Annotated in this window: 23 protein-coding genes; 9 read left to right on the forward strand and 14 right to left on the reverse strand. The window is 45.2% G+C overall.

Going from position 1 to position 26,744, the window contains the following annotated elements; translation table 11 throughout:
- Positions 1-13 precede the first annotated feature (13 nt).
- From prmA to fis, 3 genes are all read left to right on the forward strand, one after another.
- Positions 14-901 carry a 50S ribosomal protein L11 methyltransferase gene (gene prmA, locus AB4274_RS06645; RefSeq protein ID WP_017055901.1) on the forward strand — a complete coding sequence of 296 codons (888 nt, stop codon included), beginning with the start codon at positions 14-16 and terminating at the stop codon, positions 899-901.
- A gap of 140 nt (positions 902-1,041) precedes the next feature.
- Positions 1,042-2,010, forward strand: coding sequence for a tRNA dihydrouridine synthase DusB (dusB, locus tag AB4274_RS06650; RefSeq protein WP_032546269.1), 969 nt, complete (start codon positions 1,042-1,044; stop codon positions 2,008-2,010).
- A gap of 23 nt (positions 2,011-2,033) precedes the next feature.
- Positions 2,034-2,330 (forward strand): DNA-binding transcriptional regulator Fis, encoded by a 297-nt coding sequence (gene fis / locus AB4274_RS06655; protein ID WP_004729744.1) that lies wholly within the window; start codon positions 2,034-2,036, stop codon positions 2,328-2,330.
- An 88-nt stretch (positions 2,331-2,418) separates the two neighbouring features.
- Here the strand turns inward: fis and zntR are convergent, their stop codons facing one another.
- The gene (gene zntR / locus AB4274_RS06660; RefSeq protein ID WP_048612394.1) at positions 2,419-2,859 is read right to left on the reverse strand and encodes a Zn(2+)-responsive transcriptional regulator; all 441 of its coding nucleotides are present in this window, start codon (positions 2,857-2,859) and stop codon (positions 2,419-2,421) included.
- A 324-nt stretch (positions 2,860-3,183) separates the two neighbouring features.
- Between zntR and purH the strand changes: the two genes are divergently transcribed.
- Together purH and purD are read left to right on the forward strand one after the other, a co-directional pair.
- Entirely contained in the window at positions 3,184-4,791 is a 1,608-nt protein-coding gene (gene purH, locus AB4274_RS06665; protein WP_372111390.1) for a bifunctional phosphoribosylaminoimidazolecarboxamide formyltransferase/IMP cyclohydrolase, read from the forward strand.
- Positions 4,792-5,005: 214 nt separating this feature from the next.
- The gene (purD, locus tag AB4274_RS06670) at positions 5,006-6,295 is read left to right on the forward strand and encodes a phosphoribosylamine--glycine ligase (protein ID WP_017062702.1); all 1,290 of its coding nucleotides are present in this window, start codon (positions 5,006-5,008) and stop codon (positions 6,293-6,295) included.
- Positions 6,296-6,476: 181 nt separating this feature from the next.
- Here the strand turns inward: purD and AB4274_RS06675 are convergent, their stop codons facing one another.
- Both AB4274_RS06675 and hupA read right to left on the reverse strand, forming a co-directional pair.
- Positions 6,477-7,175 (reverse strand): DUF1481 domain-containing protein, encoded by a 699-nt coding sequence (locus tag AB4274_RS06675; protein WP_017063655.1) that lies wholly within the window; start codon positions 7,173-7,175, stop codon positions 6,477-6,479.
- A gap of 47 nt (positions 7,176-7,222) precedes the next feature.
- Positions 7,223-7,495 (reverse strand): nucleoid-associated protein HU-alpha, encoded by a 273-nt coding sequence (hupA, locus tag AB4274_RS06680; protein WP_004729753.1) that lies wholly within the window; start codon positions 7,493-7,495, stop codon positions 7,223-7,225.
- Between the two features lie 270 nt (positions 7,496-7,765).
- On the opposite strand from hupA, the gene AB4274_RS06685 reads away from it, so the two are divergent.
- A complete protein-coding gene (locus AB4274_RS06685; protein WP_372111392.1) occupies positions 7,766-8,917 on the forward strand; it encodes a CNNM domain-containing protein in 1,152 nt (383 codons plus the stop codon).
- Between the two features lie 104 nt (positions 8,918-9,021).
- Here the strand turns inward: AB4274_RS06685 and AB4274_RS06690 are convergent, their stop codons facing one another.
- A complete protein-coding gene (locus AB4274_RS06690; RefSeq protein ID WP_017062699.1) occupies positions 9,022-9,609 on the reverse strand; it encodes a YjaG family protein in 588 nt (195 codons plus the stop codon).
- 71 nt (positions 9,610-9,680) lie between these two features.
- Here AB4274_RS06690 and AB4274_RS06695 point away from each other — a divergent pair, with 71 nt between their 5' ends.
- Together AB4274_RS06695 and AB4274_RS06700 are read left to right on the forward strand one after the other, a co-directional pair.
- Entirely contained in the window at positions 9,681-10,607 is a 927-nt protein-coding gene (locus tag AB4274_RS06695; RefSeq protein ID WP_017063654.1) for a D-2-hydroxyacid dehydrogenase, read from the forward strand.
- A complete protein-coding gene (locus AB4274_RS06700) occupies positions 10,607-11,200 on the forward strand; it encodes a uracil-DNA glycosylase family protein (RefSeq protein ID WP_372111394.1) in 594 nt (197 codons plus the stop codon). The genes AB4274_RS06695 and AB4274_RS06700 overlap by 1 nt, the downstream gene beginning before the upstream one ends.
- A gap of 103 nt (positions 11,201-11,303) precedes the next feature.
- Here AB4274_RS06700 and hemE read toward each other — a convergent pair whose 3' ends face one another.
- The gene (hemE, locus tag AB4274_RS06705) at positions 11,304-12,371 is read right to left on the reverse strand and encodes a uroporphyrinogen decarboxylase (protein ID WP_017060530.1); all 1,068 of its coding nucleotides are present in this window, start codon (positions 12,369-12,371) and stop codon (positions 11,304-11,306) included.
- A gap of 299 nt (positions 12,372-12,670) precedes the next feature.
- A complete protein-coding gene (gene nudC, locus AB4274_RS06710) occupies positions 12,671-13,480 on the reverse strand; it encodes an NAD(+) diphosphatase (protein WP_372111397.1) in 810 nt (269 codons plus the stop codon).
- Between the two features lie 165 nt (positions 13,481-13,645).
- On the opposite strand from nudC, the gene AB4274_RS06715 reads away from it, so the two are divergent.
- Positions 13,646-14,143, forward strand: coding sequence for an Rsd/AlgQ family anti-sigma factor (locus tag AB4274_RS06715; protein ID WP_032546263.1), 498 nt, complete (start codon positions 13,646-13,648; stop codon positions 14,141-14,143).
- A 330-nt stretch (positions 14,144-14,473) separates the two neighbouring features.
- On the opposite strand, the gene rpoC is transcribed toward AB4274_RS06715, so the two are convergent.
- From rpoC to secE, 8 genes are all read right to left on the reverse strand, one after another.
- A complete protein-coding gene (rpoC, locus tag AB4274_RS06720; protein WP_017060527.1) occupies positions 14,474-18,676 on the reverse strand; it encodes a DNA-directed RNA polymerase subunit beta' in 4,203 nt (1,400 codons plus the stop codon).
- Positions 18,677-18,768: 92 nt separating this feature from the next.
- Positions 18,769-22,797 (reverse strand): DNA-directed RNA polymerase subunit beta, encoded by a 4,029-nt coding sequence (gene rpoB / locus AB4274_RS06725; protein WP_017065638.1) that lies wholly within the window; start codon positions 22,795-22,797, stop codon positions 18,769-18,771.
- A gap of 235 nt (positions 22,798-23,032) precedes the next feature.
- Positions 23,033-23,401 carry a 50S ribosomal protein L7/L12 gene (gene rplL, locus AB4274_RS06730; RefSeq protein WP_017060525.1) on the reverse strand — a complete coding sequence of 123 codons (369 nt, stop codon included), beginning with the start codon at positions 23,399-23,401 and terminating at the stop codon, positions 23,033-23,035.
- Positions 23,402-23,458: 57 nt separating this feature from the next.
- Positions 23,459-23,953 carry a 50S ribosomal protein L10 gene (gene rplJ / locus AB4274_RS06735; RefSeq protein ID WP_017060524.1) on the reverse strand — a complete coding sequence of 165 codons (495 nt, stop codon included), beginning with the start codon at positions 23,951-23,953 and terminating at the stop codon, positions 23,459-23,461.
- Positions 23,954-24,203: 250 nt separating this feature from the next.
- The gene (rplA, locus tag AB4274_RS06740) at positions 24,204-24,908 is read right to left on the reverse strand and encodes a 50S ribosomal protein L1 (protein ID WP_017063651.1); all 705 of its coding nucleotides are present in this window, start codon (positions 24,906-24,908) and stop codon (positions 24,204-24,206) included.
- 4 nt (positions 24,909-24,912) lie between these two features.
- Positions 24,913-25,341, reverse strand: a complete 429-nt coding sequence (gene rplK / locus AB4274_RS06745; RefSeq protein WP_010435555.1) for a 50S ribosomal protein L11 — start codon at positions 25,339-25,341, stop codon at positions 24,913-24,915.
- A gap of 213 nt (positions 25,342-25,554) precedes the next feature.
- Complete coding sequence (gene nusG / locus AB4274_RS06750; protein WP_010435556.1) at positions 25,555-26,103, reverse strand: transcription termination/antitermination protein NusG; 549 nt, start codon at positions 26,101-26,103, stop codon at positions 25,555-25,557.
- A gap of 13 nt (positions 26,104-26,116) precedes the next feature.
- On the reverse strand, positions 26,117-26,494 hold the full coding sequence (gene secE / locus AB4274_RS06755; protein WP_010435558.1) for a preprotein translocase subunit SecE: 378 nt from the start codon (positions 26,492-26,494) through the stop codon (positions 26,117-26,119).
- Between the last annotated feature and the right edge of the window lie 250 nt (positions 26,495-26,744).

A 26,744-nucleotide genomic window follows, 5' to 3' on the forward strand; every position in this document is an offset into this window, starting at 1 on the left:
AGAAGATGCAGCCATGCCTTGGATTCAAATCAAGCTTAATGCTACCAATGAAAATGCCGAACAAATCGGCGACATGTTAATGGAAGAGACTGGTGCTCTTTCTGTAACTTTCCTGGATGCACAAGATACCCCTGTATTTGAGCCTCTGCCGGGTGAAACTCGCCTTTGGGGTGATACTGACATTCTCGCGCTTTACGACGCTGAGACTGATACTGGTGTCGTTCTAGCGCAGATTAAAGCAAGCAACATGTTCCCTGCAGACTTTGCTCATAAAGTAGAGCAAATTGAAGACAAGGATTGGGAACGTGAATGGATGGATAACTTCCACCCAATGAAGTTTGGTGAGCGTTTATGGATCTGCCCTAGCTGGCGCGATATCCCTGAACCTGACGCTGTTAACGTAATGCTAGACCCAGGCCTTGCATTTGGTACAGGTACTCACCCGACAACGGCATTGTGTCTGGAGTGGCTTGAAGGCTTAGACCTTGCAGGCAAAACCGTGATCGACTTCGGTTGTGGCTCAGGCATCCTAGCGATCGCTGCGATCAAACTAGGCGCGGCAAAAGTTATCGGGATCGACATTGATCCTCAAGCTCTGCTTGCATCAAAAGACAACGCACAACGCAATGGCGTTGCTGAGCAACTAGAAGTGTTCTTGCCACAAGATCAACCGGAAGGTTTGCTAGCAGACGTTGTTGTTGCCAACATTCTTGCAGGTCCATTACGCGACCTTTCTGGCATCATCAAGGGCCTAGTTAAGCCAAATGGTGTACTTGCGATGTCGGGTGTTTTAGATACACAAGCAGAAGATGTTGCCACTTATTATCGTGATGAGCTTCACATTGATCCGATCATCGAACAACAAGAATGGTGTCGAATCTCAGGTCGCAAGCAAGGCTAGACAAGACTTTGGGCGCTAATTGACTGAAATTTAAACAAATTACAAAAACAAATTGTAAATGCTCAAATATTAGTCTTTTCACGCAGCGAAAAAATGCGTAAAATGCGCGCCCTTGCTGGTACAGAACTGTGATGACATTTTTGAAAATCGGAAATTATCAACTTAAGAACAATCTAATCGTCGCTCCTATGGCTGGCGTAACGGATAGACCATTCCGTGAGTTGTGTCTTCGCTACGGTGCGGGGATGGCAGTCAGTGAAATGATGTCCTCCAATCCGAAAGTTTGGAAAACGTCAAAGTCTCAGCAGCGTATGGTACATGAAGGCGAATCGGGCATTCGTTCAGTACAAATCGCTGGTGCAGATCCACAGCTTATGGCCGAGGCTGCTCAATTTAATGTCGATAACGGTGCGCAAATCATCGATATCAACATGGGTTGTCCAGCCAAAAAAGTGAATAAGAAGCTTGCGGGCTCAGCTTTACTGCAGCATCCAGAACTCATTGAAGACATTCTGAAAGCGGTGGTAAATGCTGTCGACGTTCCAGTAACGTTGAAAACGCGCACAGGCTGGGATACAGACAATAGAAACTGTGTCCAAATCGCGAAAATAGCCGAAGACTGCGGCATACAAGCTCTTGCGCTCCATGGAAGAACTCGCGCTTGTATGTACAAAGGTGAGGCAGAATACAAACACATTAAAGCAGCGAAACAAGCAGTATCTATTCCGGTTATCGCTAACGGTGATATCGATAGTCCGGAAAAAGCGAAGTTTGTGCTGGAGTACACCGGCGCTGATGCTTTAATGATAGGTCGACCTGCCCAAGGACGTCCTTGGATTTTTAACGAAATCCTACACTATTTGGAAAACGGCACCACGATGGACCCACTCCCGATTTCGGAAGTGAAAGACATCATGCTTGGTCATGTGCACGCTCTACATGAATTTTATGGAGAGTTTTTAGGCCCTCGCATCGCTCGTAAGCATGTGGGTTGGTATCTAAAAGAACATGAACAAGCGAGTGAGTTTCGCCGTACCTTCAACGCATTCGAAGCAGGTGATCTGCAGCTTGAAGCGCTAGAAGGTTTTTTTGATAACGTTGCACCATAATTACGAGAAGAGCTAGACCGAATATGTTCGAACAAAATCTGACTTCAGAAGCATTGACAGTAACTACAGTTACATCACAAGACCAAATCACGCAGAAGCCACTACGTGACTCAGTTAAAGCATCATTGAAAAATTACCTTGCTCAATTAAACGGTCAAGAAGTCAGCGAGTTATACGAATTAGTATTAGCTGAAGTTGAACAGCCACTACTAGACACTATCATGCAGTACACTCGCGGTAACCAAACTCGCGCAGCAACCATGATGGGTATTAACCGCGGTACTCTTCGCAAGAAACTTAAAAAATACGGCATGAACTAATCGTTCTTTCGTAATTTATTGAATTGAAAGCCAAGCTCATTGTTGAGTTTGGCTTTTTTTTGGCTTGTCGATCCGTGATAGTGGCTGATTACTCTCCAGTGCGACAACAGCGCCCTTTGTCGACGTTTGCGGAATCCAAGGCTGCCAGAATCGAACAATGGCTTGCATCGTCGTCTACGTGGCCGCAACACGCATCATTAATCTTCTTAAGTGCGGTGCGAATCTTAGTTAACTCAGTGATCTTCTCATCAATCATCTCTAATTTTGCTGAGGTAATCGACTTCACTTCAGCGCAACTGTGCTGTGTGGCCTCGAGGCGAATCTCAAGCAATTCTTTAATCTCGTCCAAACTCAGCCCCAACGCTTTAGATTTGAGAATAAACGTCACCTGTTTCTGGTTATTTTCATCATATAGGCGATAGCCCGACTCACTGCGACTGGCTGGCGCGATCAGGTTATTCTTCTCATAAAATCGCAAGGTATCGGCTGTCACACCGCATCGCTTCGCTAATTCACCGATCTGAAACATGTTTTTTCCTACTGTTTCGTCCATTCCACAATTAACCTTATCGTTACTTTCAGGCTGAAATGGCACTTTTCATAATTAATCTTGAGATGCCAAACGATTGCGCGAGCTTTTTTGTAATAAATTAGTTAGAATCTGCGCCATCAAATTTGGAGTTGGTTATCTTATAGCTTAATCATAAGACTAACCCAAAAGGTCTTTACCAAAACTGGCCATTATTTTATCTCTTACTGGTATCTAAGATAATCCACGCTAAGAAGATAGAAACAAGTTCTTTTTTGGCAAATATCTTTATTTTAACCCCATGAATTTGAGGAAGATGGAAGCATGAATAACGCTCGTCCAATTCGCCGCGCTCTAATCAGCGTATCAGACAAAACTGGTATCGTTGAATTTGCACAAGCTCTTGCTAACCGTGGTGTAGATATCCTATCTACCGGTGGCACTGCTCGCCTGCTTGCTGAAAAAGGCATCTCTGTTACAGAAGTATCTGACTACACTGGTTTCCCAGAAATGATGGATGGCCGTGTTAAGACTCTGCACCCAAAAGTTCATGGTGGTGTTCTAGGCCGTCGTGGCCAAGATGATGACGTGATGGAAACTCACGGTATCAACCCTATCGATATGGTTGTTGTAAACCTATACCCATTCGCAGAAACCGTTGCTAAAGAAGGTTGTACTCTTGCTGACGCTGTTGAGAACATCGACATCGGCGGTCCTACAATGGTTCGCTCTGCAGCGAAAAACCACAAAGACGTGACTATCGTTGTTAACACACACGACTACGAGCGCGTTGTCGCTGAAATGGACGCGAACGATAAATCTCTAACACTAGAGACTCGCTTCGACCTCGCTATCGCAGCATTCGAGCACACCGCTTCTTACGACGGCATGATCGCAAACTACTTCGGCACTATGGTTCCATCTTACGGTGAGAACAAAGAAGGTGACGAACCTTCTCCTGAAAACAAGAGCAAATTCCCTCGCACGTTCAACCAACAGTTCGAGAAAAAACAAGACATGCGCTACGGTGAGAACAGCCACCAGGCAGCCGCATTCTACGTTGAAGCAAACCCTGAAGAAGCGTCAGTATCTACTGCTCGCCAAATTCAAGGTAAAGCCCTTTCTTACAACAACATCGCTGACACTGATGCAGCACTTGAGTGTGTGAAAGAGTTCGACCAGCCAGCATGTGTGATTGTTAAGCACGCTAACCCATGTGGTGTTGCACTAGGTGAAGACATCCTAGAAGCTTATAACCGTGCATTCAAAACAGACCCAACTTCTGCATTTGGCGGCATCATCGCTTTCAACCGTGAGCTAGACGCTGCAACAGCAACGGCTATCACTGAGCGTCAATTCGTTGAAGTTATCATTGCACCATCAGTTTCTGCTGAAGCAGTAGCAATCGTAGCGGCTAAGAAAAACCTTCGCCTACTTGAGTGTGGTGAGTGGACAACGAAGACAACTGGCTTTGACGTTAAACGCGTTAACGGTGGTTTGCTAGTTCAAGACCGCGACCAAGGCATGGTGTCTGAAGATGACCTTAAAGTGGTTTCTAAGCGCCAACCTACAGCTGAAGAATTGAAAGATGCTCTATTCTGCTGGAAAGTAGCGAAATACGTTAAATCTAACGCTATCGTTTACTCGAAAGGCGACATGACAATTGGTGTTGGCGCTGGCCAAATGAGCCGCGTTTACTCTGCGAAAATCGCAGGCATCAAAGCTGCAGACGAAGGTCTACAGGTTGAAGGCTGTGTGATGGCATCAGATGCATTCTTCCCATTCCGTGACGGTATCGACGCGGCTGCAGAGGCTGGCATCAAGTGTGTTATCCAACCGGGCGGCTCTATGCGTGATGACGAAGTTATCGCAGCAGCAGACGAACACGGCATGGCGATGATCTTTACGGGCATGCGTCACTTCCGCCACTAATCAGAATAGGCTCTAGGTTTTCCTAGAGCCTTTTTTATTCGTTTAACCGTTCATTAATGTTGGCGTTTTACTCATCAACGTTAATAGAAATTTTAATTTTTAGAGCAAAATCAGATTGCCTAGTTCAAGGAAAACACGCGGAGCTTATGACTATAAGTGAGCATGTTTGACGCCGAAATAGGTAATCTGATGAAGCTATCAAAGGTAAAATAAAATGAATGTATTAATTATTGGTGCCGGCGGTCGTGAGCATGCACTAGGTTGGAAAGCAGCACAAAACCCAAACGTTGAAACAGTATTCATCGCTCCAGGTAACGCAGGTACTGCACTTGAGCCAAAACTAGAGAACGTAAACATCGGCGTTGAAGACATCGCTGGTTTAGTCGCGTTTGCTCAAGATAAAAAAATCGAACTGACTATCGTGGGCCCTGAAGCACCATTGGTTATCGGTGTGGTTGATGCATTCCGCGAAGTAGGTTTGCCAATCTTCGGCCCTACTCAAGCTGCAGCACAGCTTGAAGGCTCTAAAGCATTCACTAAAGACTTCCTAGCTCGTCATGATATCCCAACAGGTTACTACTCAAACTTCACTGAGATTGAGCCAGCTATCGCTTACGTTCGCGAGCAAGGCGCTCCTATCGTAGTGAAAGCTGACGGTCTTGCGGCAGGTAAAGGCGTTATCGTTGCGATGACCCTTGAAGAAGCAGAAGACGCAATCAAAGACATGCTAGCGGGCAACGCCTTTGGCGAAGCAGGCAGCCGCGTTGTTATCGAAGAGTTCCTCGAAGGCGAAGAAGCAAGCTTCATCGTAATGGTTGACGGCTCTAGCGTGCTTCCTATGGCCACCAGCCAAGATCACAAACGTGTTGGCGACAAAGACACTGGGCCAAACACGGGCGGCATGGGTGCTTACTCTCCTGCGCCGGTTGTAACTCCAGAAATCCACAACCGTATCCTTGAGGAAGTTATCTACCCAACGGTACGTGGTATGGACGCAGAAGGCGCACCTTACACAGGTTTCCTTTACGCTGGCCTAATGATCGATGCTGACGGCACACCTAAAGTTATCGAATACAACTGCCGCTTTGGCGACCCTGAAACGCAACCTATCATGATGCGTATGGAGTCAGACCTTGTTGAACTTTGCCTAATGGCTATCGACGAGAAGCTCGACGAAGCAGAATCGAAGTGGGATCCACGCGCTTCTATCGGTGTTGTTCTTGCGGCTGGCGGTTACCCTGCTGACTACGCAAAAGGTGACGTTATTTCACTACCAACAAGCGAAGTTGAAGGCCAAAAGGTTTTCCACGCGGGTACGACAAATAATGAAGCTGGCGACGTTGTGACAAACGGCGGTCGTGTACTTTGTGCAACAGCACTGGGCAATACGGTTTCTGAGGCTCAAGAGCGCGCTTACGCGTTGACGAAGCAAGTTAGCTGGAATGGTATGTTCCACCGCAATGATATTGGTTACCGTGCGATTGCGCGCGAACAAGAGCAGTAAACAATCTTGTTGCTCGCTTACTTTCCAATAACAGTAAGCAAATGACAGCAAGTGAATAACAGAAAAAGGCGCCTCAATAGGCGCCTTTTATTATCTCATTTACACAAGAATCTGTATTTGTACAGACAAATAGGCACTTGGCCTACAGTAGGCCAAATACTCTCAATCCTTTGATTACTCGCTATTCTTTCAACAATGATGGCCTAACGACACAATCATGGCTGTCTTCAGCCAGCATCAGTAACTCTTCCACGCTCATCTTACCCAGTGAATCACTGCCAAGAAACGCCGCATAGCTTTCCACAGACGCCAATCGGTCAATCACGAAGCCTGGCAAGGTCTGGTTAAATTCAATGCGATCAAACTCACCACCAGCGCACGTTTTAAAAGAGCTGCCATTCCAGTAACCCTGAATCAGCCTAAGCCCTTCATCATGCTGCTTCGTTGTGGTCTCTAGAACCGACGTCGCTTCTTTCTGATAGTTTTCAAGCTGCTTGGCTTGGATAGGTAAGATTTTGCTATCAATACGATACTGTTGATACACAGCTTCGCCTGACTTATTGAAACGCACATGGACTCGATAGGGAACCAGCTCATTAGAAGAGTTACGCTGCTCGCCTTCACGAATGAATTCACGAAGCACGCCTTCTGACCAAGCATAATCAGTTTGGTACCAGCCGTAATCGCCGACAGTGACGTAGTCAGCTGAAGTATGAGGTTGTGTTAGCTTGTTTGTAACCCAGTAGAAACTCGTCGCGTCGCCCATGACTTGGCCGCCAGTGTGAGTTTCAAATTGCTCTAGGTTTTTGCGAGGGCTTGTTGAAGAACAGCCAATAAGAAATGTAGATAATAGTGAAACGAGAAGAAATGCTTTTTTCATAAAAACCTGTACCGAGGTGGAATACGACTACCTCGGTACAGTTTAGATTATTTCACTGAATCTTTCAGCGCTTTACCTGCAACAAATGCTGGAACATTTGCAGCAGCGATTTGGATCTCATCACCAGTTTTTGGGTTACGACCAGTGCGAGCTGCACGGTGGTTTACTTTAAAAGTACCAAAACCAATTAGCTGAACTTGATCGCCATCTTTAAGAGCATCTGTAACACCGCCAAGAGTCGCTTCTAGAGCAGCTTTAGCTTGTGCTTTAGAAAGGTCCGCTTTTTCAGCAATAAAGTCGATTAATTGAGTCTTGTTCATTTTAGGTTTCCCTTCTTTGTATTTTTGAATTCAATTCACTCTAAAACATAAATGCCCCATCTGGCAAAGGTTTGTCGTCGATCTTTAGCTCTAATGCCGTAGTTTTAGCCATAATATGAGTAATAACTCACAATTTGTTACTGATTTTATTAAGCAAGCCCTTGTTTAAAAGGGGCTGAGAGCAAAATTAATGATGACCTAGCCACTACTTTTTCACTATAATCCACGCTGAATCGCTGCTAAAGCGTACAATTTAATTTAAGGGCAAACATGCTGCTGCTATCTATTTACGTCTCCATTGCTATTGGAGTTTCTTTCATTTGTTCTGTTTTGGAAGCTGTACTTTTGAGTATTAGTCCGAGCTACATTGCTCAACTAAAACAAAATGGGCACCCTGCAGCAGAGTCTTTAGACAAACTGAAAACAGATATTGACCGCCCGCTTGCGTCAATTTTAACGCTCAACACCATCGCCCATACTATCGGTGCTGCGACAGCAGGTGCACAAGCGGCTGTCGTTTTTGGTAGCCAATGGTTAGGTGTCTTCTCTGCCGTGCTAACGCTAGGTATCTTGGTATTATCTGAGATTGTTCCAAAAACCATTGGTGCAACCTACTGGCGTCAACTTGCTCCTGCTTCGGCAAGCGTGCTTCGTTGGATGGTGTTCTTCCTAACACCGTTTGTCTGGTTCTCAGAACAGATCACCAAACGTCTTGCTCGTGGCCACCAAGCACCAAAAATGCGTGATGAGTTATCTGCAATGGCGATTTTGGCAAAAGAGAGCGGTGAATTTGCAGAAGGCGAGTCAAAAATCCTGAGCAACCTACTGGGTATTCAAGATGTACCCGTGACTCAGGTAATGACGCCGCGCCCAGTGGTATTCCGTGTTGATGCGGAAATGAGTGTGAATACGTTCCTAGAACAACATAAAGACACGCCATTCTCACGTCCGCTGGTTTACAGCGAGCAGAGTGACAACATCATCGGTTTTGTTCACCGCTTAGAGCTGTTTAGATTGCAGCAAGCCGGTTGTGGTGAGAAAGCTTTGGGTGAAGTAATGCGCCCTATCCACGTGTTGCTGAACAACATGGGCTTGGCTAAGGCCTTTGACCAGATGATGGCAAACCGCCTGCAACTGTCTTTAGTTGTGGACGAATACGGCACTATTCAGGGCATCATCACCCTAGAAGACATCTTTGAGCACCTAGTGGGCGAAGAGATTGTCGACGAAGCGGATAAGACGACTGACATGCAAGAACTGGCGTTCCAACGCTGGGAGAAGTGGAAAGAGACACACGGTGTTATCGAAAACCGCGATGACGAGGACGAGGAAGAAACTCCAGCAGACAACGACTCTTCAGATGCAAAATCAACGAATGACAACGACGCATCAAAAGATAAGGCATCAAAAGACAAAGTGTAGAACGAAGACAAAAAAGACGCTTAATCTAAATTTGATACCGTCAGATACCACAAAGGCTCCCTAGGGAGCCTTTGTTTTTATTCGTACCTTGGTGCAATTGCGAATTATAGCGCAACACCAATGTTACTGACTGGGTCTTCACGCAGTTCGTGGCGTAGGTCTTTGATCAGCTCTAAGTCACGCTCAGTCGTTTCACGTAGAGGTCGGAAAATGGCCCACTGAACGTCCCACTCTTCACACACCGCTTCGTTTTCTTTCTGGTTTTCGTTCGTCACTTCTTCAGCGCCTTGAGCAAACTCAAGCTCAGCAACCGTCTTCACCGATTGTTGACTCACTTTAATTACCGCTTCCAACATATGTTCACGGTCAAGCAGACCATGAATTAGCGTTGCTAGGCCTTGGCATGCGTCCATTGCTGGGTAAACACCATAAAAATCAAAATCATCACCGCTAGGGAATAGCTCTTCAACCTTCTCAAGTTGACGCTCAAAGTTCACCTTTGCTGTTTTAACCGTCAGGATTTCCCAAATGCTATCCAAAACATCACGATAGATTCGAGCTTCCGCAAATTCTGTATTCTCACAAAACATGGCATAGTTAGGGTACATACGCTCACATAGACACGCCATAAAGGTAATTTGTTGCCAAGGTTCTAACTTTTCAAGACGAACCTGCAGTGGATTCTGAAGCATAGTCACTCAATAATTGCAGAAAAAGACAGCGAAAGTGTACTTGATAAACCCTGGGGGGAAAAGGTAAGCCGATGAACAATTTTACGAATAAGCTCTATATTCTTACTGAGCATGACGATACCTATACGCAACTGATTCTAAACCAGGATTTACCCGACCTAGAAATCACTCAAAACCCCAAATCAGCACAGATTGTCTTGGCGTCACCACCTCTAATCGCAGAGCGCCTCGGCGAGTTTAAAGAGCTAGACTGGGTACAGAGTACCTATGCCGGAATCAATAAACTCACTCAGCCAGATCTGCGTCAGGACTATACGCTAACCAACGTCAAAGGCATCTTTGGTCCGGCTATCGCAGAATACGTATTGGGTTACACAATCAGTCACTGTAGACACTTCCCTCATTACCACCAGCATCAACAACAACGAAACTGGCAGCCACAGCTTTATACTAGCCTAACTGACAAAACTATGGTGATTTTAGGAACAGGTTCAATCGGCAGTCATTTGGCAAAAACCGCGGCGGCTTTTGGTATTCATACCATAGGTGTCAACCGTACGGGTATCCCATCCAAACAAGAAACCTTTAAAGAGACTTTCCACATCAATGAGATAGAGGCTGCCCTTAAGCAGGCCGATATTGTGGTCAACACCTTGCCATCAACCGCTGAAACCTATCAGCTGTTGAACCAAACCACGTTAGGTTACTGCTCTAATGTGTTGCTGTTTAATGTCGGTCGAGGGGAAAGTATCGACAATAAAGCCTTGTTGCTCGCCATAAAAAACAGATGGGTAGAACACGCATTTTTAGATGTGTTTGAAAGTGAACCCCTCTCTCAGGAACATCCTTTCTGGAAACTACCGCAAGTCACCATCACTCCACACATCGCTGCACTCAGTGAGCCAAGACAAGTAGTCGAGATCTTCGCAGAGAATTACAAACAGTGGCGAGATGGCTTTACACTTAATCATGTCATCGATTTTGATAAAGGTTACTGATGTCCTCTTCGTTACTTAAAGAGATTCGACAATGCCGAGCTTGTGAGCCTCACCTATCACACGGTGCTAACCCGGTGATTCAAGCGCATCCAAACGCGCGCTTGCTGATCATAGGTCAAGCGCCGGGTATCAAGGTGCATGAGTCGTCGACCCCTTGGAATGACGCGAGTGGCGAACGATTAAGAGGATGGTTAGGGATAGATAGCGATACTTTTTACGACGAGCAAAAAGTCGCGATTGTGCCTATGGGGTTTTGTTATCCGGGGAAAGGGAAAAGTGGTGATCTCCCACCACGCAAAGAGTGCGCGGAGCTTTGGCACAACAAAGTGCTGCAATCTCTACCCAATGTTCAAATGACACTGCTGATTGGCCAGTACGCACAAAACCATTACCTAACAAACAAAACCACCAGCACATTGACCGAAACCGTGCGTGATTGGCAAAGGTGGGCGCCTGAGTTTTTGCCATTACCCCACCCTTCGCCACGCAATAATATCTGGCTCAAGAAGAACCCTTGGTTTGAAAATGAAGTCATTCCTTATATCAGGAAACACATCTCAGAGCATTTGGCCTACCATGATCCAAATACCTGATTAACTGCACACAATAAGATTAAACCGCCATCAAATGCCAATTTCAGACAATAAAAAAGCGCTGTTGGTTTCCCAACAGCGCTTTCAATAATCTTACTCAGAATTACTTGTGGTAAGGCTTAGACAATTCGTGAACAGCGTCAACGAATACACCAGCGTTCTCTGGCGGTACATCTAAGTGGATACCGTGGCCTAGGTTAAATACATGACCTGTACCACCGTCGCCGAAGCCTTCAAGGATGCTGCCCACTTCTTCGCGAATACGTTCAGGCTGAGCGTAAAGCATTGAAGGATCCATGTTACCTTGCAGAGCAACTTTGTCGCCGATGCGAGCTTTTGCATCTGCGATGTTGATAGTCCAGTCTAGACCAACCGCATCACAACCTGTTGCTGCGATAGACTCAAGCCACATGCCACCGTTCTTAGTGAACAGAGTAACCGGTACTCGACGACCTTCGTTTTCACGGATTAGGCCATCAACGATTTTGTGCATGTATTGCAGTGAGAATAGGTTGTAGTCACGAGGAGTCAGTACACCACCCCATGTATCAAATACCATTACCGATTGAGCACCCGCTTTAATTTGCGCGTTCAGGTATTCGATAACACTGTCAGCCAGCTTATCTAGAAGCAGGTGCAGCGTTTGTGGTTCTGCGTACATCATCTTCTTGATCTTAGTGAATGCTTTAGAGCTTCCACCTTCAACCATGTATGTCGCTAGAGTCCATGGGCTACCAGAGAAACCAATCAGTGGCACTTCGCCTTTCAGGTCTTTACGGATCTGACGAACGGCATTCATTACGTATTGAAGCTCACCTTCTGGATCTGGTAGGCCAATCTTCTCTACGTCAGCTTTACACGTGATAGGACGCTCAAACTTAGGACCTTCACCTGTTTCAAAGTACAAACCTAAGCCCATTGCATCAGGGATAGTTAGGATGTCTGAGAACAAGATTGCCGCATCAAGCGGGAAACGACGTAAAGGTTGAAGTGTTACTTCTGATGCCAGTTCAGCGTTTTTGCACAAAGACATGAAATCGCCCGCTTCAGCGCGCGTTGCTTTGTACTCAGGAAGATAGCGGCCAGCTTGGCGCATCATCCATACCGGTGTGTAATCAACAGGCTGTTTTAAAAGTGCGCGTAAATAGCGATCGTTTTTTAATTCGGTCATTCCGTTAAATTCCAATTCAATCTTGTCTAGTTTTGATGGCAAGTATTCTAACACTGATTGAAGGGTAAAAGCTGTGTGCTTTGCAACCTAGATCAAGTTATTAACTTTTAAATCAATGCTTAATTTGCACCCAATTACGGGAGCATGTTAAAAATTTGTTCGCTAGCGAAAATTACAATTATAACATCTGAGTAGTCACTACTCAGCATCTCATAACGACATCTTACTTACCCCCTCCACTTGTGGAGGGTTTTTTTTAGCTTTTGATCACCCATAGGCCAAATACTATCACAGGCAAATTAGTGCTCTAGTATCTGCTCAGTCACACCATCTTTCATCACGTCATCAACGGTTTTCTCAATCAACTGTCTCGCAATGGTTCCAACAGGAGCAACATCAGGCAGGCTTGTTACGTCAAACCATTGAGCATCCGATAGCTCGCTGTAGTCAGGCTTAAGCGTACCACCAGCATAATCTGCGAGAAAGCCCATCATCATACTCGATGGAAACGCCCATGGTTGGCTGCCAAAATAACGAATATTATCGACATCGATACCCGTTTCTTCTTTGACTTCTCTTGCCACACACTGCTCTAAGGTCTCTCCAACCTCTAGGAAGCCCGCTATCACGGTATACATGCCTGTTTTATGTCTTGGGTGCTGCGCAAGCAATATCTTGTTGTCGTTTCGTACAGCGACAATGATGCATGGGAAGATACGAGGGTAATGAAGTGTGCGGCAATCTCCACACTGCATCGCCACCTGGTTATGATTGAGATGATTTCGACCACCACACTGAGGGCAAAAACGCATACTTTGAGTCATATGCCCATATTGGATGGCTTTGCTTGCAGTCAAGAAACTCACTTCAGGCCAGTGCAGTAACTCTCTTAGGCTAACCATGTTCAGCTCATTCTCCACATCACAATCGTTGAGCCAATACACCTTGCGACCTTGATGCTGACCAATACAGATTGCATGCTCCACACTCAGCCCAAGCTCTTCAGCAGAGCCAAACGGAAACTGATCATTATTAACCCAAATATCACTACCAGAAACGACGCACCAATAAGCTTGCTCTGTCATTTTGTTATCACTTTTTTTTAACATCCCTATGCCTCATTGCTTGCAGTTCGTTCATTTTACTGGCAATCTAATTTCATACTAGAGTTGTAGCAGAGAATATTTCAAACTATTACTTTTAGTAGCTACCAATAAAACGGACCCTGCTTAGGCAATTACTTGATCACAAGGTTGTGATCAGATCATGAGGACATGGTCATGCTAAATAAATTCAAACAAATACAAGAACAATGGGGTGGCTCTAATGAGGTCATCGATCATTGGCTCGAAACTCGACAGTCTCTAATCGTTGAGTATTGTAAGCTAGGTGCCTTGCAGCCAGCTAGCAACGGGCAATCAAACGTTGTTGAACTCCCTTCCCCTAAAGAAATAAGCTCATTCTGTGATCATGTTGTCGATTATATCTCAGAGGGTCATTTTAAGATCTACGATATGGTCATGAAAAAATGGCAAGCAACAGGCTTTAAAACCAATGACGAGATTGATACAACTTACGCGAAGATCGTACTTACAACCGAGCCGCTTCTAGAATTCAATGATAAGTACGTTAAAGTAAATGCAGACGATGAGTTGCCTAACTTCGAAGGAGATATGTCAAAAGTAGGTGAACTACTCGAACTACGTTTTGAAGTAGAAGATAATCTTATCCAGCTTATTGCAGACAGTTTAGCGATTCCACCAGGCGCTTAGTTAGCCGAATCCTTAATAAGCTTGCCTCTGTGCAAGCTTTTTGTTTTGTCTGTAAGGTTATCCAAACTACCCAGAACCTTTCAGACAGAGCTTACTCGCTCGCCCTGACCTTTAGCCATAAGCATATGGTTACAGCCCTAATCAGCCTAGTCATCTCTACCCTTTATCTTACTGGCCTCAAAGAGCACTCTTCAGGACATAAATCCAACCTCACCAGCTAGATAAGCACACCTATCACTTTATAAGTCATAGCTAAATACCAATACGCCAGATACAAAAAAGGCACCCGAAGGTGCCTTTTTCTTATCTCTTAGAGACTACTCGTAGAGCTTACTCTTCTGAAGAGAAACCAGCGTTTAGAAGTGCTGCTAGATTGTCAGTAGCTTGTTCAGCTGAAGGACCTTCTTGCTCTTCTTCACGTTGTTTTTGACGCTCTTGGTGGTATGCGAAACCAGTACCAGCTGGGATCAGACGACCAACAATTACGTTCTCTTTCAGACCGCGAAGGTCATCACGCTTACCAGAAACCGCAGCTTCTGTTAGTACGCGAGTCGTTTCTTGGAACGATGCAGCTGAGATGAATGACTCAGTTGCAAGAGATGCTTTAGTAATACCTAGTAGATCACGTTCGAAACGTACTAGTTCTTTACCTTCAGCTTCTAGCTTACGGTTAGCAATCTTAACATTGTGGTACTCAACTTGTTCGCCAGGTAGGAACGGAGAGTCACCAGAATGAGTGATTGTACACTTACGTAGCATTTGACGAACGATAGTCTCGATGTGCTTATCGTTAATCTTTACGCCTTGTAAGCGGTAAACTTCTTGAACTTCGTTCGCGATGTACTGAGTTACTGCGTGGATACCACGTAGACGCAGGATATCGTGTGGAGTTTCAGGACCGTCGGCGATTACATCACCACGTTCAATCTTCTCACCTTCGAACACGTTCAATTGACGATGCTTAGGAATCATCTCTTCGTAAGCGTCACCGCCTTCACGAGTGATTACTAGACGACGCTTACCTTTCGTTTCTTTACCGAAAGACACAGTACCTGTGTGCTCAGCAAGGATCGCAGGCTCTTTAGGCTTACGAGCTTCGAATAGGTCAGCTACGCGTGGTAGACCACCGGTGATATCTTTGTTTCCGCTCGATTTTTGAGGGATACGAGATAGTGTGTCACCGATACCAACTTCAGCGCCATCTTCGATGTTTACAATCGCTTTGCCAGGTAGGAAGTAGTGAGCTGGCATATCAGTACCAGGGATCATTACGTCGTTACCTTGCTCATCAACAAGTTTGATAGCTGGACGCATATCTTTACCTGCTGCTGGGCGAGCTGCTGCGTCTGTAACTTCACTTGAAGAAAGACCCGTTAGATCGTCAGTTTGACGAGAAACTGTAATACCATCGATCATATCTACGAATTGGATACGACCTGCCACTTCAGTGATGATTGGCATGGTATGCGCTTCCCAGTTAGCTACAACTTCACCAGCAGTAACTGCTGCGTTGTCGCCTTTGGTTAGCATCGAACCGTAAGGAAGTTTGTGCTTCTCTTTAGTACGGCCGAATTCATCAATAATCGTCATCTCAGATGCACGAGAAGTGATAACCAGTTTCTTATCTTTGTTAACTACGAACTTAGCATTGTGAAGTTTCACAGTACCAGTTGTCTTAGCTTGGATGCTGTTCTCTGCTGCTGCAGTAGATGCCGCACCACCGATGTGGAACGTACGCATCGTTAGCTGTGTACCCGGTTCACCGATAGATTGTGCAGCGATAACACCAACTGCTTCACCTTGGTTCACTAGGTGACCACGTGCTAGGTCACGACCGTAACACTGTGCACAACAACCGAAGTCTGCATCACAGGTAACAACAGAGCGCACTTTCATGCTATCTACTGAGTTGTCTTCCATGATTTGACACCACTTCTCATCAATCAGAGTATTACGTGGAATCAGTACATCTTCAGTACCAGGCTTAAGAACGTCTTCAGCTACTACACGACCTAGAGCAAGCTCAGAAAGTGCAACTTTAACGTCACCACCTTCGATGTGAGGCATCATGTCGATACCTTCATGCGTGCCACAGTCATGTTCGTGTACTACAACGTCTTGAGCAACGTCTACTAGACGACGAGTTAGGTAACCCGAGTTTGCTGTTTTCAGTGCTGTATCCGCAAGACCCTTACGAGCTCCGTGCGTTGAGATAAAGTACTGAAGGACGTTTAGACCTTCTTTAAAGTTCGCTGTGATCGGCGTTTCGATGATTGAACCATCTGGACGCGCCATCAGACCACGCATACCTGCTAGCTGACGAATCTGAGCTGCAGAACCACGTGCGCCCGAGTCGGCCATCATGTAGATGCTGTTGAACGATTCTTGCTGTTCTTCTTCGCCGTCACGGTTGATAACTGTTTCAGAAGATAGGTTATCCATCATTGCTTTCGCAACGCGGTCATTCGTAGATGCCCAGATATCGATAACTTTGTTGTAACGCTCACCCGCAGTAACAAGACCAGATTGGAATTGCTCTTGGATTTCGCGAACTTCTTCTTCAGCAGATTCAATTTCATCGTATTTCGCTTGAGGTACAACCATATCGTCGATACCTACAGAAACACCAGAAAGTGCAGCGTATGCAAAACCTGCGTACATGATTTGGTCAGCAAATACTACTGTATCTTTTAGACCAAGCTTACGGTAACACTCGTTAAGAAGAGTAGAGATCTGCTTCTTACCTAACTTTTGGTTAACGATGCTGTACGGTAGGCCAGCTGGAACGATTTGCCATAGCATTGCACGGCCGACAGTTGTATCAACCATCTTCGTTTCAGTAGTGCTGTTACCATCTTCGTCTACTACAGTTTCGGTGATACGTACTTTAACGCGAGCGTGTAGCTCAGCAGTCTTAGTACGGTATGCCTTTTCAGCCTCAGCAGGGCCAGCAAGGTACATACCTTCGCCTTTCACGTTGATCTTGTCACGTGTCATGTAGTAAAGACCCAATACAACGTCCTGAGAAGGTACGATGATCGGATCACCTGACGCTGGCGACAGAATGTTATTCGTCGACATCATCAGTGTACGTGCTTCAAGCTGTGCTTCTAGAGTTAGAGGCACGTGTACCGCCATTTGGTCACCATCGAAGTCGGCGTTGTATGCCGCACACACTAGTGGGTGAAGCTGAATCGCTTTACCTTCGATTAGTACTGGTTCAAACGCTTGGATACCTAGACGGTGAAGTGTAGGTGCACGGTTAAGCAGTACTGGGTGTTCGCGGATTACTTCGTCCAGGATATCCCAAACGATAGCTTCTTCGCGCTCTACCATCTTCTTAGCAGCTTTGATTGTCGTAGCCATGCCACGAGTTTCTAGCTTGCTGTAGATGAACGGCTTAAATAGCTCAAGTGCCATCTTCTTAGGAAGACCACACTGATGTAGACGAAGGTATGGACCTACTGTGATTACAGAACGGCCAGAGTAGTCTACACGTTTACCTAGAAGGTTCTGACGGAAACGACCTTGTTTACCCTTGATCATATCAGCAAGAGATTTCAGAGGACGCTTGTTAGAACCAGTGATAGCACGACCACGACGACCGTTATCTAGAAGTGCATCAACAGACTCTTGCAGCATACGCTTTTCGTTACGTACGATGATGTCCGGAGCAGCTAGCTCTAGAAGGCGCTTCAAACGGTTGTTACGGTTGATCACACGACGGTAAAGGTCGTTCAGATCTGAAGTCGCAAAACGACCGCCATCTAGTGGTACTAGAGGACGTAGATCTGGCGGCAGAACCGGAAGTACAGTCAGAATCATCCATTGCGGATCGTTACCCGATGCAATGAACGCTTCAACTAGCTTCAGGCGCTTAGTAACTTTTTTACGCTTAGTTTCTGAGTTAGTCGTTTCTAACTCTTCGCGCATTTCTTCCACTTCTTGATGAAGGTCCATTGTTGCAAGCAGATCTTTGATCGCTTCAGCACCCATCTTAGCAGTAAATTCGTCACCCCACTCTTCTAGGCGATCCAGATACTCTTCTTCAGTAAGCATCTGAGATTTTTCTAGATCAGTCATACCTGGTTCAGTTACTACGTACATCTCGAAGTAAAGAACACGTTCGATATCACGTAGAGGGATATCCATTAGTAGACCGATACGAGACGGCAGTGATTTTAGGAACCAGATGTGAGCAACTGGTGAAGCTAGCTCGATGTGGCCCATGCGGTCACGACGAACTTTAGTTTGTGTAACTTCAACGCCACACTTCTCACAGATAACACCACGGTGCTTCAGGCGCTTGTATTTGCCACAAAGACATTCGTAGTCTTTAACTGGACCAAAAATACGTGCACAGAACAGACCATCACGTTCAGGTTTGAACGTACGATAGTTAATTGTTTCCGGCTTTTTAACTTCACCAAAAGACCATGAACGGATCATGTCTGGTGAAGATAGACCGATTTTGATTGCATCAAATTCTTCGGTCTTATGCTGTGCTTTTAGAAAGTTTAATAAGTCTTTCACATTCAGCTCCTGTAAGGAGTTAAAGGAGCTCACTGCTGTAGCAAGCTCCCTTTTACCAAATAATCCTATCTTCTTTTAAAAAGAAGGAGGGATTACTCTTCGTCTTCTAGCTCGATGTTGATACCTAGCGAGCGAATCTCTTTCAACAGTACGTTGAACGACTCAGGCATACCAGGTTCCATGCTATGGTTACCGTCTACGATGTTCTTATACATCTTAGTACGGCCGTTAACGTCATCTGACTTAACTGTTAGCATTTCTTGTAGAGTATATGCAGCACCGTATGCTTCTAGTGCCCATACTTCCATCTCACCGAAACGCTGACCACCGAACTGAGCTTTACCACCAAGTGGTTGCTGAGTTACTAGGCTGTAAGAACCAGTTGAACGAGCATGCATCTTGTCATCAACCAAGTGGTTCAGTTTCAGCATGTACATGTAACCAACAGTTACAGGACGCTCAAACGAATCACCAGTACGACCATCAAACAGTTTAAGCTGACCAGATTCTGGCAGATCACCCAGTTTAAGTAGTTCTTTGATTAGAGACTCAGAAGCACCGTCGAACACAGGAGTAGCAATCGGTAGACCGCCACGTAGGTTCTTGATCAGTGTACGAACTTGATCATCAGACAGTTCAGCAATATCAACTTTCTGACGAGTATCACCAAGATCGTAAACCTTCTGTAGGAACTCACGGAACTTATGCAGTTCTTGTTGTTCCTTAACCATTTGGTTGATCTTGTCACCGATACCTTTCGCAGCCAAACCTAAGTGAACTTCTAGGATCTGACCGATGTTCATACGCGATGGTACACCCAGCGGGTTAAGTACGATGTCTACAGGCTGACCTTTCTCATCGTATGGCATGTCTTCAACAGGGTTAATCTTAGAGATTACACCTTTGTTACCGTGACGACCGGCCATCTTATCACCAGGCTGGATACGACGTTTAACCGCTAGGTAAACTTTAACAATCTTAAGAACGCCAGGCGCTAGATCATCACCTTGAGTGATTTTACGACGCTTAGTTTCAAACTTCTTATCGAAGTCTGCTTTTAGCTCATCCCACTGCTCAGCAAGTTGCTCAAGCTGTGTTTGTAGCGCATCGTCTTCTAGAACTTGCTCTAGCCATTGCTTACGACCGATAGTATCAAGCTTAGCTTCAGAGTAACCACCAGACAGAAGTACAGCTTTAACACGGTTAAGAAGGCCACCCTCAAGAATTTGGAACTCTTCAGTTAGGTCTTTCTTAGCTTCTTTAAGCTGCATCTGTTCGATTTCAAGTGCACGCTTGTCTTTCTCTACGCCATCGCGAGTGAAGACTTGTACATCGATGATAGTACCCGAAACAGAGTTTGGTACACGTAGAGAAGTATCTTTAACATCAGATGCTTTCTCACCGAAGATAGCACGTAGTAGCTTCTCTTCAGGAGTCAGTTGAGTTTCACCTTTAGGGGTTACTTTACCAACTAGGATGTCGCCACCCTTAACTTCAGCACCAATGTAAACGATACCTGACTCGTCTAGTTTAGACAGAGCAGACTCACCTACGTTTGGAATATCAGCTGTGATCTCTTCAGAACCCAGCTTAGTATCACGAGCCACACAAGATAGTTCTTGGATGTGGATTGTCGTGAAACGGTCTTCTTGAACTACGCGCTCAGATACTAAGATCGAGTCTTCGAAGTTGTAACCGTTCCAAGGCATGAATGCGATACGCATGTTTTGGCCAAGAGCTAGTTCACCAAGGTCTGTTGAAGGACCATCAGCAAGAACATCGCCACGTGCAACTGGTTCACCAGGAAGTACAGTTGGACGTTGGTTAATACATGTGTTTTGGTTCGAACGCGTGTACTTAGTTAGGTTGTAGATATCGATACCAGCTTCGCCAGGTACCAATTCATCTTCGTTAACCTTAACTACGATACGAGAAGCGTCTACAGACTGAACTTGACCACCACGTTTAGCAACCGCTGTAACACCAGAGTCAACTGCGATGTTACGTTCGATACCAGTACCTACTAGAGGCTTATCAGCCTTAAGTGTTGGTACAGCTTGACGTTGCATGTTGGCACCCATCAATGCACGGTTCGCATCATCGTGTTCTAGGAACGGGATAAGCGAAGCAGCGATAGATACTACTTGGTTTGTCGCAACGTCCATGTAGTCAACGTGATCGCGTGGGTGAAGACCAGATTCACCTTTTTGACGAGCTGTGATTAGCTCATCTGCAAACGTACCTTCTTCAGTAAGAATGGTGTTTGCTTGCGCGATTACGAATTGACCTTCCTGGATTGCAGACAGGTAATCAACTTCTTCTGTTACTACACCATCTACTACACGACGGTACGGAGTTTCTAGGAAACCGTAATCGTTACAACGTGCAAACGCAGATAGTGAGTTAATTAGACCGATGTTTGGACCTTCAGGCGTTTCGATCGGACATAGACGACCGTAGTGAGTTACGTGAACGTCACGTACTTCGAAGCCTGCGCGCTCACGAGTAAGACCACCAGGACCTAAAGCAGAGATACGACGTTTGTGCGTAACTTCTGACAATGGGTTGTTTTGGTCCATGAACTGTGAAAGCTGTGAAGAGCCAAAGAATTCTTTAACTGCAGCAGAGATCGGCTTAGCGTTGATAAGATCTTGAGGCATGATTGCATCAAGGTCACCAAGGCTTAGGCGCTCTTTAACGGCACGTTCTACACGAACTAGACCAACACGGAATTGGTTTTCTGCCATTTCACCTACAGAACGGATACGACGGTTGCCAAGGTGGTCGATATCGTCCACTTCACCAATACCGTTACGGATACCAATCAGTTTCTTCATCACTTCGATGATGTCTGATTCATCCAGAGTACCGCGCTCTTCTTCTTCTTCACGCTCGATAGAGCTGTTGAACTTCATACGGCCTACAGTTGATAGGTCGTAACGTTCTTCAGAGAAGAATAGGCTTTCGAATAGAGACTCTGCAGCTTCTTTCGTTGGTGGCTCGCCAGGACGCATCATGCGGTAGATTTCTACCAATGCAGAGATGCGATCTACTGTGCTATCTGCACGTAGAGTGTCTGACATGAATGGACCGTGATCTAGGTCATTCGTGAACAGAGTTTGTAGAGACTTGTGACCTGCTTGAGACAGGTTAGCAAGTGCTTCTAGGCTAATCTCTTGGTTCGCGCCAACGATGATCTCGCCAGTTGCTTCATTGATATAATCTTTAGATGCAACTTTACCAACGATGTACTCTACTGGTACTTCGATGTGCTCAACGCCATCTTTTTCAAGTTGACGGATATGACGAGCAGTAACACGACGACCAGTCTCAACGTAAGTTTTTCCGTTTGCTTCGATGTCGAATGACGCAGTTTCACCACGTAGACGATCAGGAACCAACTCCATAAGAAGAGTTTGGTCTTTAACTTCGAAGTTCACCTTGTCGAAGAACAGATCTAGGATCTCTTCAGTCGATTTACCAAGTGCACGAAGAATAATCGATGCTGGTAGCTTACGACGACGGTCGATACGTACGAATAAGTTATCCTTAGGATCGAACTCAAAGTCTAACCATGAGCCACGGTAAGGAATTACACGTGCGTTATAAAGAACTTTACCTGATGAGTGGGTCTTACCCTTATCACTGTCGAAGAACACGCCTGGGCTTCGGTGCAGCTGGGATACGATAACCCTCTCGGTACCATTAATTACGAAAGTACCATTGTCTGTCATAAGCGGAATTTCGCCCATGTAGACTTCTTGTTCTTTAATGTCTTTTACAGTACCTGCTGGTGCATCTCGATCAAAGATAACTAGACGTAGTTTTACGCGTAGTGGCTTTGAGTAAGTAACACCGCGGATTTGACATTCTTTAACGTCAAAAACTGGCTCACCAAGACGGTAGCTAACGTATTGCAGCTCAGAATTGCCGTTGTAGCTCTGAATTGGAAATACAGAACGGAAAGCAGCTTCAAGACCGTATTGACCTTCTGGATCCTGTTCGATGAATTTGTCGAAAGAATCAAGCTGGATCGATAACAGGTATGGAATGTCCAAAACTTGTGGACGAGTACCAAAATCCTTACGGATGCGCTTTTTCTCGGTATAAGAGTAAACCATGGGGTTCCTCAGCTCGCTGATAAGTGACCCAAACCACCCAAAACACTCTTCAGAGGGGGTGGTGACAAACAGCTGTTTAGTGGTAGTGAACAATCATTTCGAAAAAATGACTGTTTTTTTGCTCGGATTATGACGGTTAAACAGCGGAAATTTCGTCATAGCCCTACAGCGCAAAAAGGCCGGTGGTTAATAAACCACCAGCCATTAGCCTTGCGGCTATGAAATTAAGTAATAATTACTTGATTTCAACAGAAGCGCCAGCTTCTTCTAGCTGTGCTTTAAGAGCTTCAGCTTCAGCTTTGTCAACGCCTTCTTTAAGCGCTGCAGGAGCTGAGTCTACAAGACCTTTAGCTTCTTTAAGACCTAGGCCAGTTGCGCCACGTACAGCTTTGATAACTTGTACTTTGTTAGCGCCAGCAGCAGTTAGGATAACGTCGAATTCAGTTTGCTCAGCAGCAGCGTCGCCGCCAGCTGCGCCACCAGCTACAACTGCAGCTGCAGCTGAAACGCCGAATTTCTCTTCCATAGCTTCGATAAGCTCAACAACTTGCATTACAGACATTTCTGCAACTGCGTCTAGGATTTGCTCGTTAGTAATAGACATAACAATTCTCTTTTAAGTCAACAATAAGTTTAATGTGCAACCAGTGAAAAGCAAGGCTTAAGCCGCTGCTTCTTCTTTTTGGTCACGTAGTGCAGCGATAGTACGAACCAGCTTGCCAGCAGAAGCTTCTTTCATGCACATCATTAGGCGTGCGATAGCTTCGTCGTAAGTTGGTAGTGTCGCTAGTACTTCAGCATCAGTAACTGCGCCTTCAAATGCAGCAGCTTTGATCTCGAAATCTTTGTTCTCTTTAGCGAAGTCTTTGAAAAGACGCGCTGCAGCACCTGGGTGCTCGTTAGAGAACGCGATCAGAGTTGGACCAGTGAAAGTGTCTACTAGACACTCGTAGTCTGTACCCTGAACCGCACGGCGTGCTAGTGTGTTACGAACAACTTTCATGTAAACACCCGCTTCGCGAGCTTGTTTACGTAGAGAAGTCATTGCGCCAACTTCAACGCCACGAGAATCAGCTACAACTGCAGAAAGTGCACCACTGGCAGCTTCGTTGACTTCAGCAACAATTGCTTTTTTGTCTTGAAGATTTAAAGCCATTTGGATTAACCTCTGGTTGTGATTACAGCACCCAATACAAAATGTATTGAGCGTTTACGATGTTATTTAAAAATGAATAAATCCACTTCAAACCACAACATCGCCTACGTAGGTTTTATTAAGCTATCAATAATCTAATGAAAATCGACAGCGCCTACGGTCTTGGGATAGATGATTTCAAATTGCTTTAAAACCACCCAACCACAAATATTAGGCGCAGAAGTATACACTAAATCTGCGCCTAAGCAAATTAGTTTGCTTGAGTATCAAGACTAGCTTGATCAACAGCAACACCAGCACCCATCGTAGTAGAGATGCTTACTTTCTTCAGGTAAGAACCCTTAGCTGAAGAAGGCTTAGCTTTCTTAAGAGCAACTAGAAGTGCTTCTAGGTTCTCTTGAAGCTGGTTAGCTTCGAAAGATGCTTTACCGATAGTAGTGTGGATGATGCCGTTCTTGTCGTTACGGTAACGAACCTGACCAGCTTTAGCGTTCTTAACCGCTTCAGCAACGTTAGGAGTTACAGTACCAACTTTAGGGTTTGGCATAAGGCCGCGTGGACCTAGGATTGTACCTAGTTGACCAACAACACGCATTGCATCTGGAGAAGCAACAACTACGTCGAAGTTCATTTCGCCTTTTTTCACTTGCTCAGCAAGATCTTCCATACCAACGATATCTGCGCCAGCAGCTTTAGCAGCTTCTGCGTTTGCACCTTGAGTGAAAACAGCAACGCGGATGTCACGGCCAGTACCGTGAGGTAGCACTGTTGCGCCACGAACGTTTTGGTCAGATTTACGAGCATCGATGCCTAGGTTAACAGCAACATCTACAGACTCAACGAATTTAGCAGTCGCTAGTTCTTTAAGAAGAGCAACAGCTTCGCTGATTTCGTATTCTTTAGTTGAGTCAACTTTGTCGCGGATTACGCGCATACGCTTAGTAAGTTTAGCCATGATCTTATCCCTCTACCACTAGGCCCATTGAACGAGCAGTACCAGCAATAGAACGTTTCATTGCTTCGATGTCAGCACCAGTCATATCAGCAGCTTTAGTTTCTGCGATTTCCTGAACTTGAGCGTCAGTAACAGTACCAACTTTCTCAGTGTTTGGACGACCTGAACCAGACTTAACGCCAGCAGCTTTCTTAAGAAGAACAGCAGCAGGTGGAGTCTTAGTTACGAACGTGAAAGAACGGTCGTTGTAAACAGTAATAACTACTGGAGTAGGTAGACCTTTCTCAACAGATTCTGTTTTTGCGTTGAACGCTTTACAGAATTCCATGATGTTCACGCCGTGTTGACCTAGAGCAGGACCAACCGGTGGACTTGGGTTTGCCATACCAGCTGCAACTTGCAGTTTGATATAAGCTTCAACTTTCTTAGCCATGATATTTCCTAATATTTTGGGTACATGCGCTAGCCGCAAGGCGAGCTCCCCATAAATTCAATTAACTCTTTTTCACTTCCACAGAAGCAAAAAGGCGCGAAATTATAATCATAATTCGCGCCTTTAACAACCCTAAAAAGGTGATTTTTTATACTCTTTTATTTTGAACAACTTATGAAGTATTTATCCACAGCTTGTTCAAAACTTAGAGTTTTAGTCCAGTTTTTCAACCTGACCAAATTCAAGCTCAACCGGTGTTGCACGACCAAAGATCGATACAGATACCTTAATGCGGCTTTTCTCGTAATCTACTTCTTCAACAGTACCGTTGAAGTCAGCAAATGGACCATCGTTCACACGAACCACTTCACCCGCTTCGAACATTGTCTTAGGACGTGGAGACTCGCTCGCTTTCTCTAGACGGTTCAAGATAGCATCAGCTTCTTTATCAGTGATTGGTGCAGGACGATCAGAGGTACCACCAATGAAGCCCATAACACGCGGAATGCTGCGTACTAAGTGCCATGATTCATCATTCATGATCATTTGAACTAATACGTAGCCAGGGAAGAATTTACGTTCACTTTTACGGCGTTGGCCTGCACGCATTTCCACTACTTCTTCAGTAGGTACTAGCACATCGCCAAATAGTTCTTCCATGTTGTGCATTTTAATATGCTCGCGTAGCGACTGTGCAACACGACCTTCAAAGCCAGAAAAGGCTTGAACTACATACCAACGTTTTTTTGGAGCTTCACTCATGAATCAGAACCCTCTACACCCCAGTTGCTAGAGAAACTAGACGGACCATAATGCCGTCAATTCCCCAAAGCACTAGAGACATAACAATACATACAGCTAAAACGATCAATGTAGTTTGCATAGTTTCTTGGCGAGTAGGCCAAACAACTTTACGAATCTCCATACGAGATTCTTTTGCAAAATCGATCGCAGCTTTACCTTTAGTTGTTGTTGCTGCAACGCCTAGTGCGGCAGCAATCAGCACAACTACACCTGCAGCGCGAATTACAACAGACAATTCACCATACAGGTAATTACCCACAACAGCAGCAGCCAACAGAACAAAAGCGACAATCCACTTCATTGTATCTGCTGCACCTGAGCTATCAGGAGTTTCAGCGTTTGCTTTCATAAAACCAACCTGTGATAAGTCTTAAATATAGACGACAATAACCCCGCTGTTGCAGGGCACATTCCTTTGCGTTGCAAAACAACACATCTAACAGTCATTTTAGTCAAAAAGACCGTTTAATTCTTTGCTAAGAGCAAAAATCGATGTCAAAACATCCAACTCTTTTTTTAGCGCAGAAAAAGGGCATCAAATGATGCCCTTTTTACTAGTGGTTCGTCAAATCTTATGCAAAGATTTTAGCTACAACACC

The sequence above is a fragment of the Vibrio sp. 10N.261.55.A10 genome, from assembly GCF_041470825.1.
GTDB classification, from domain to species: Bacteria; Pseudomonadota; Gammaproteobacteria; order Enterobacterales; family Vibrionaceae; genus Vibrio; species Vibrio crassostreae_C.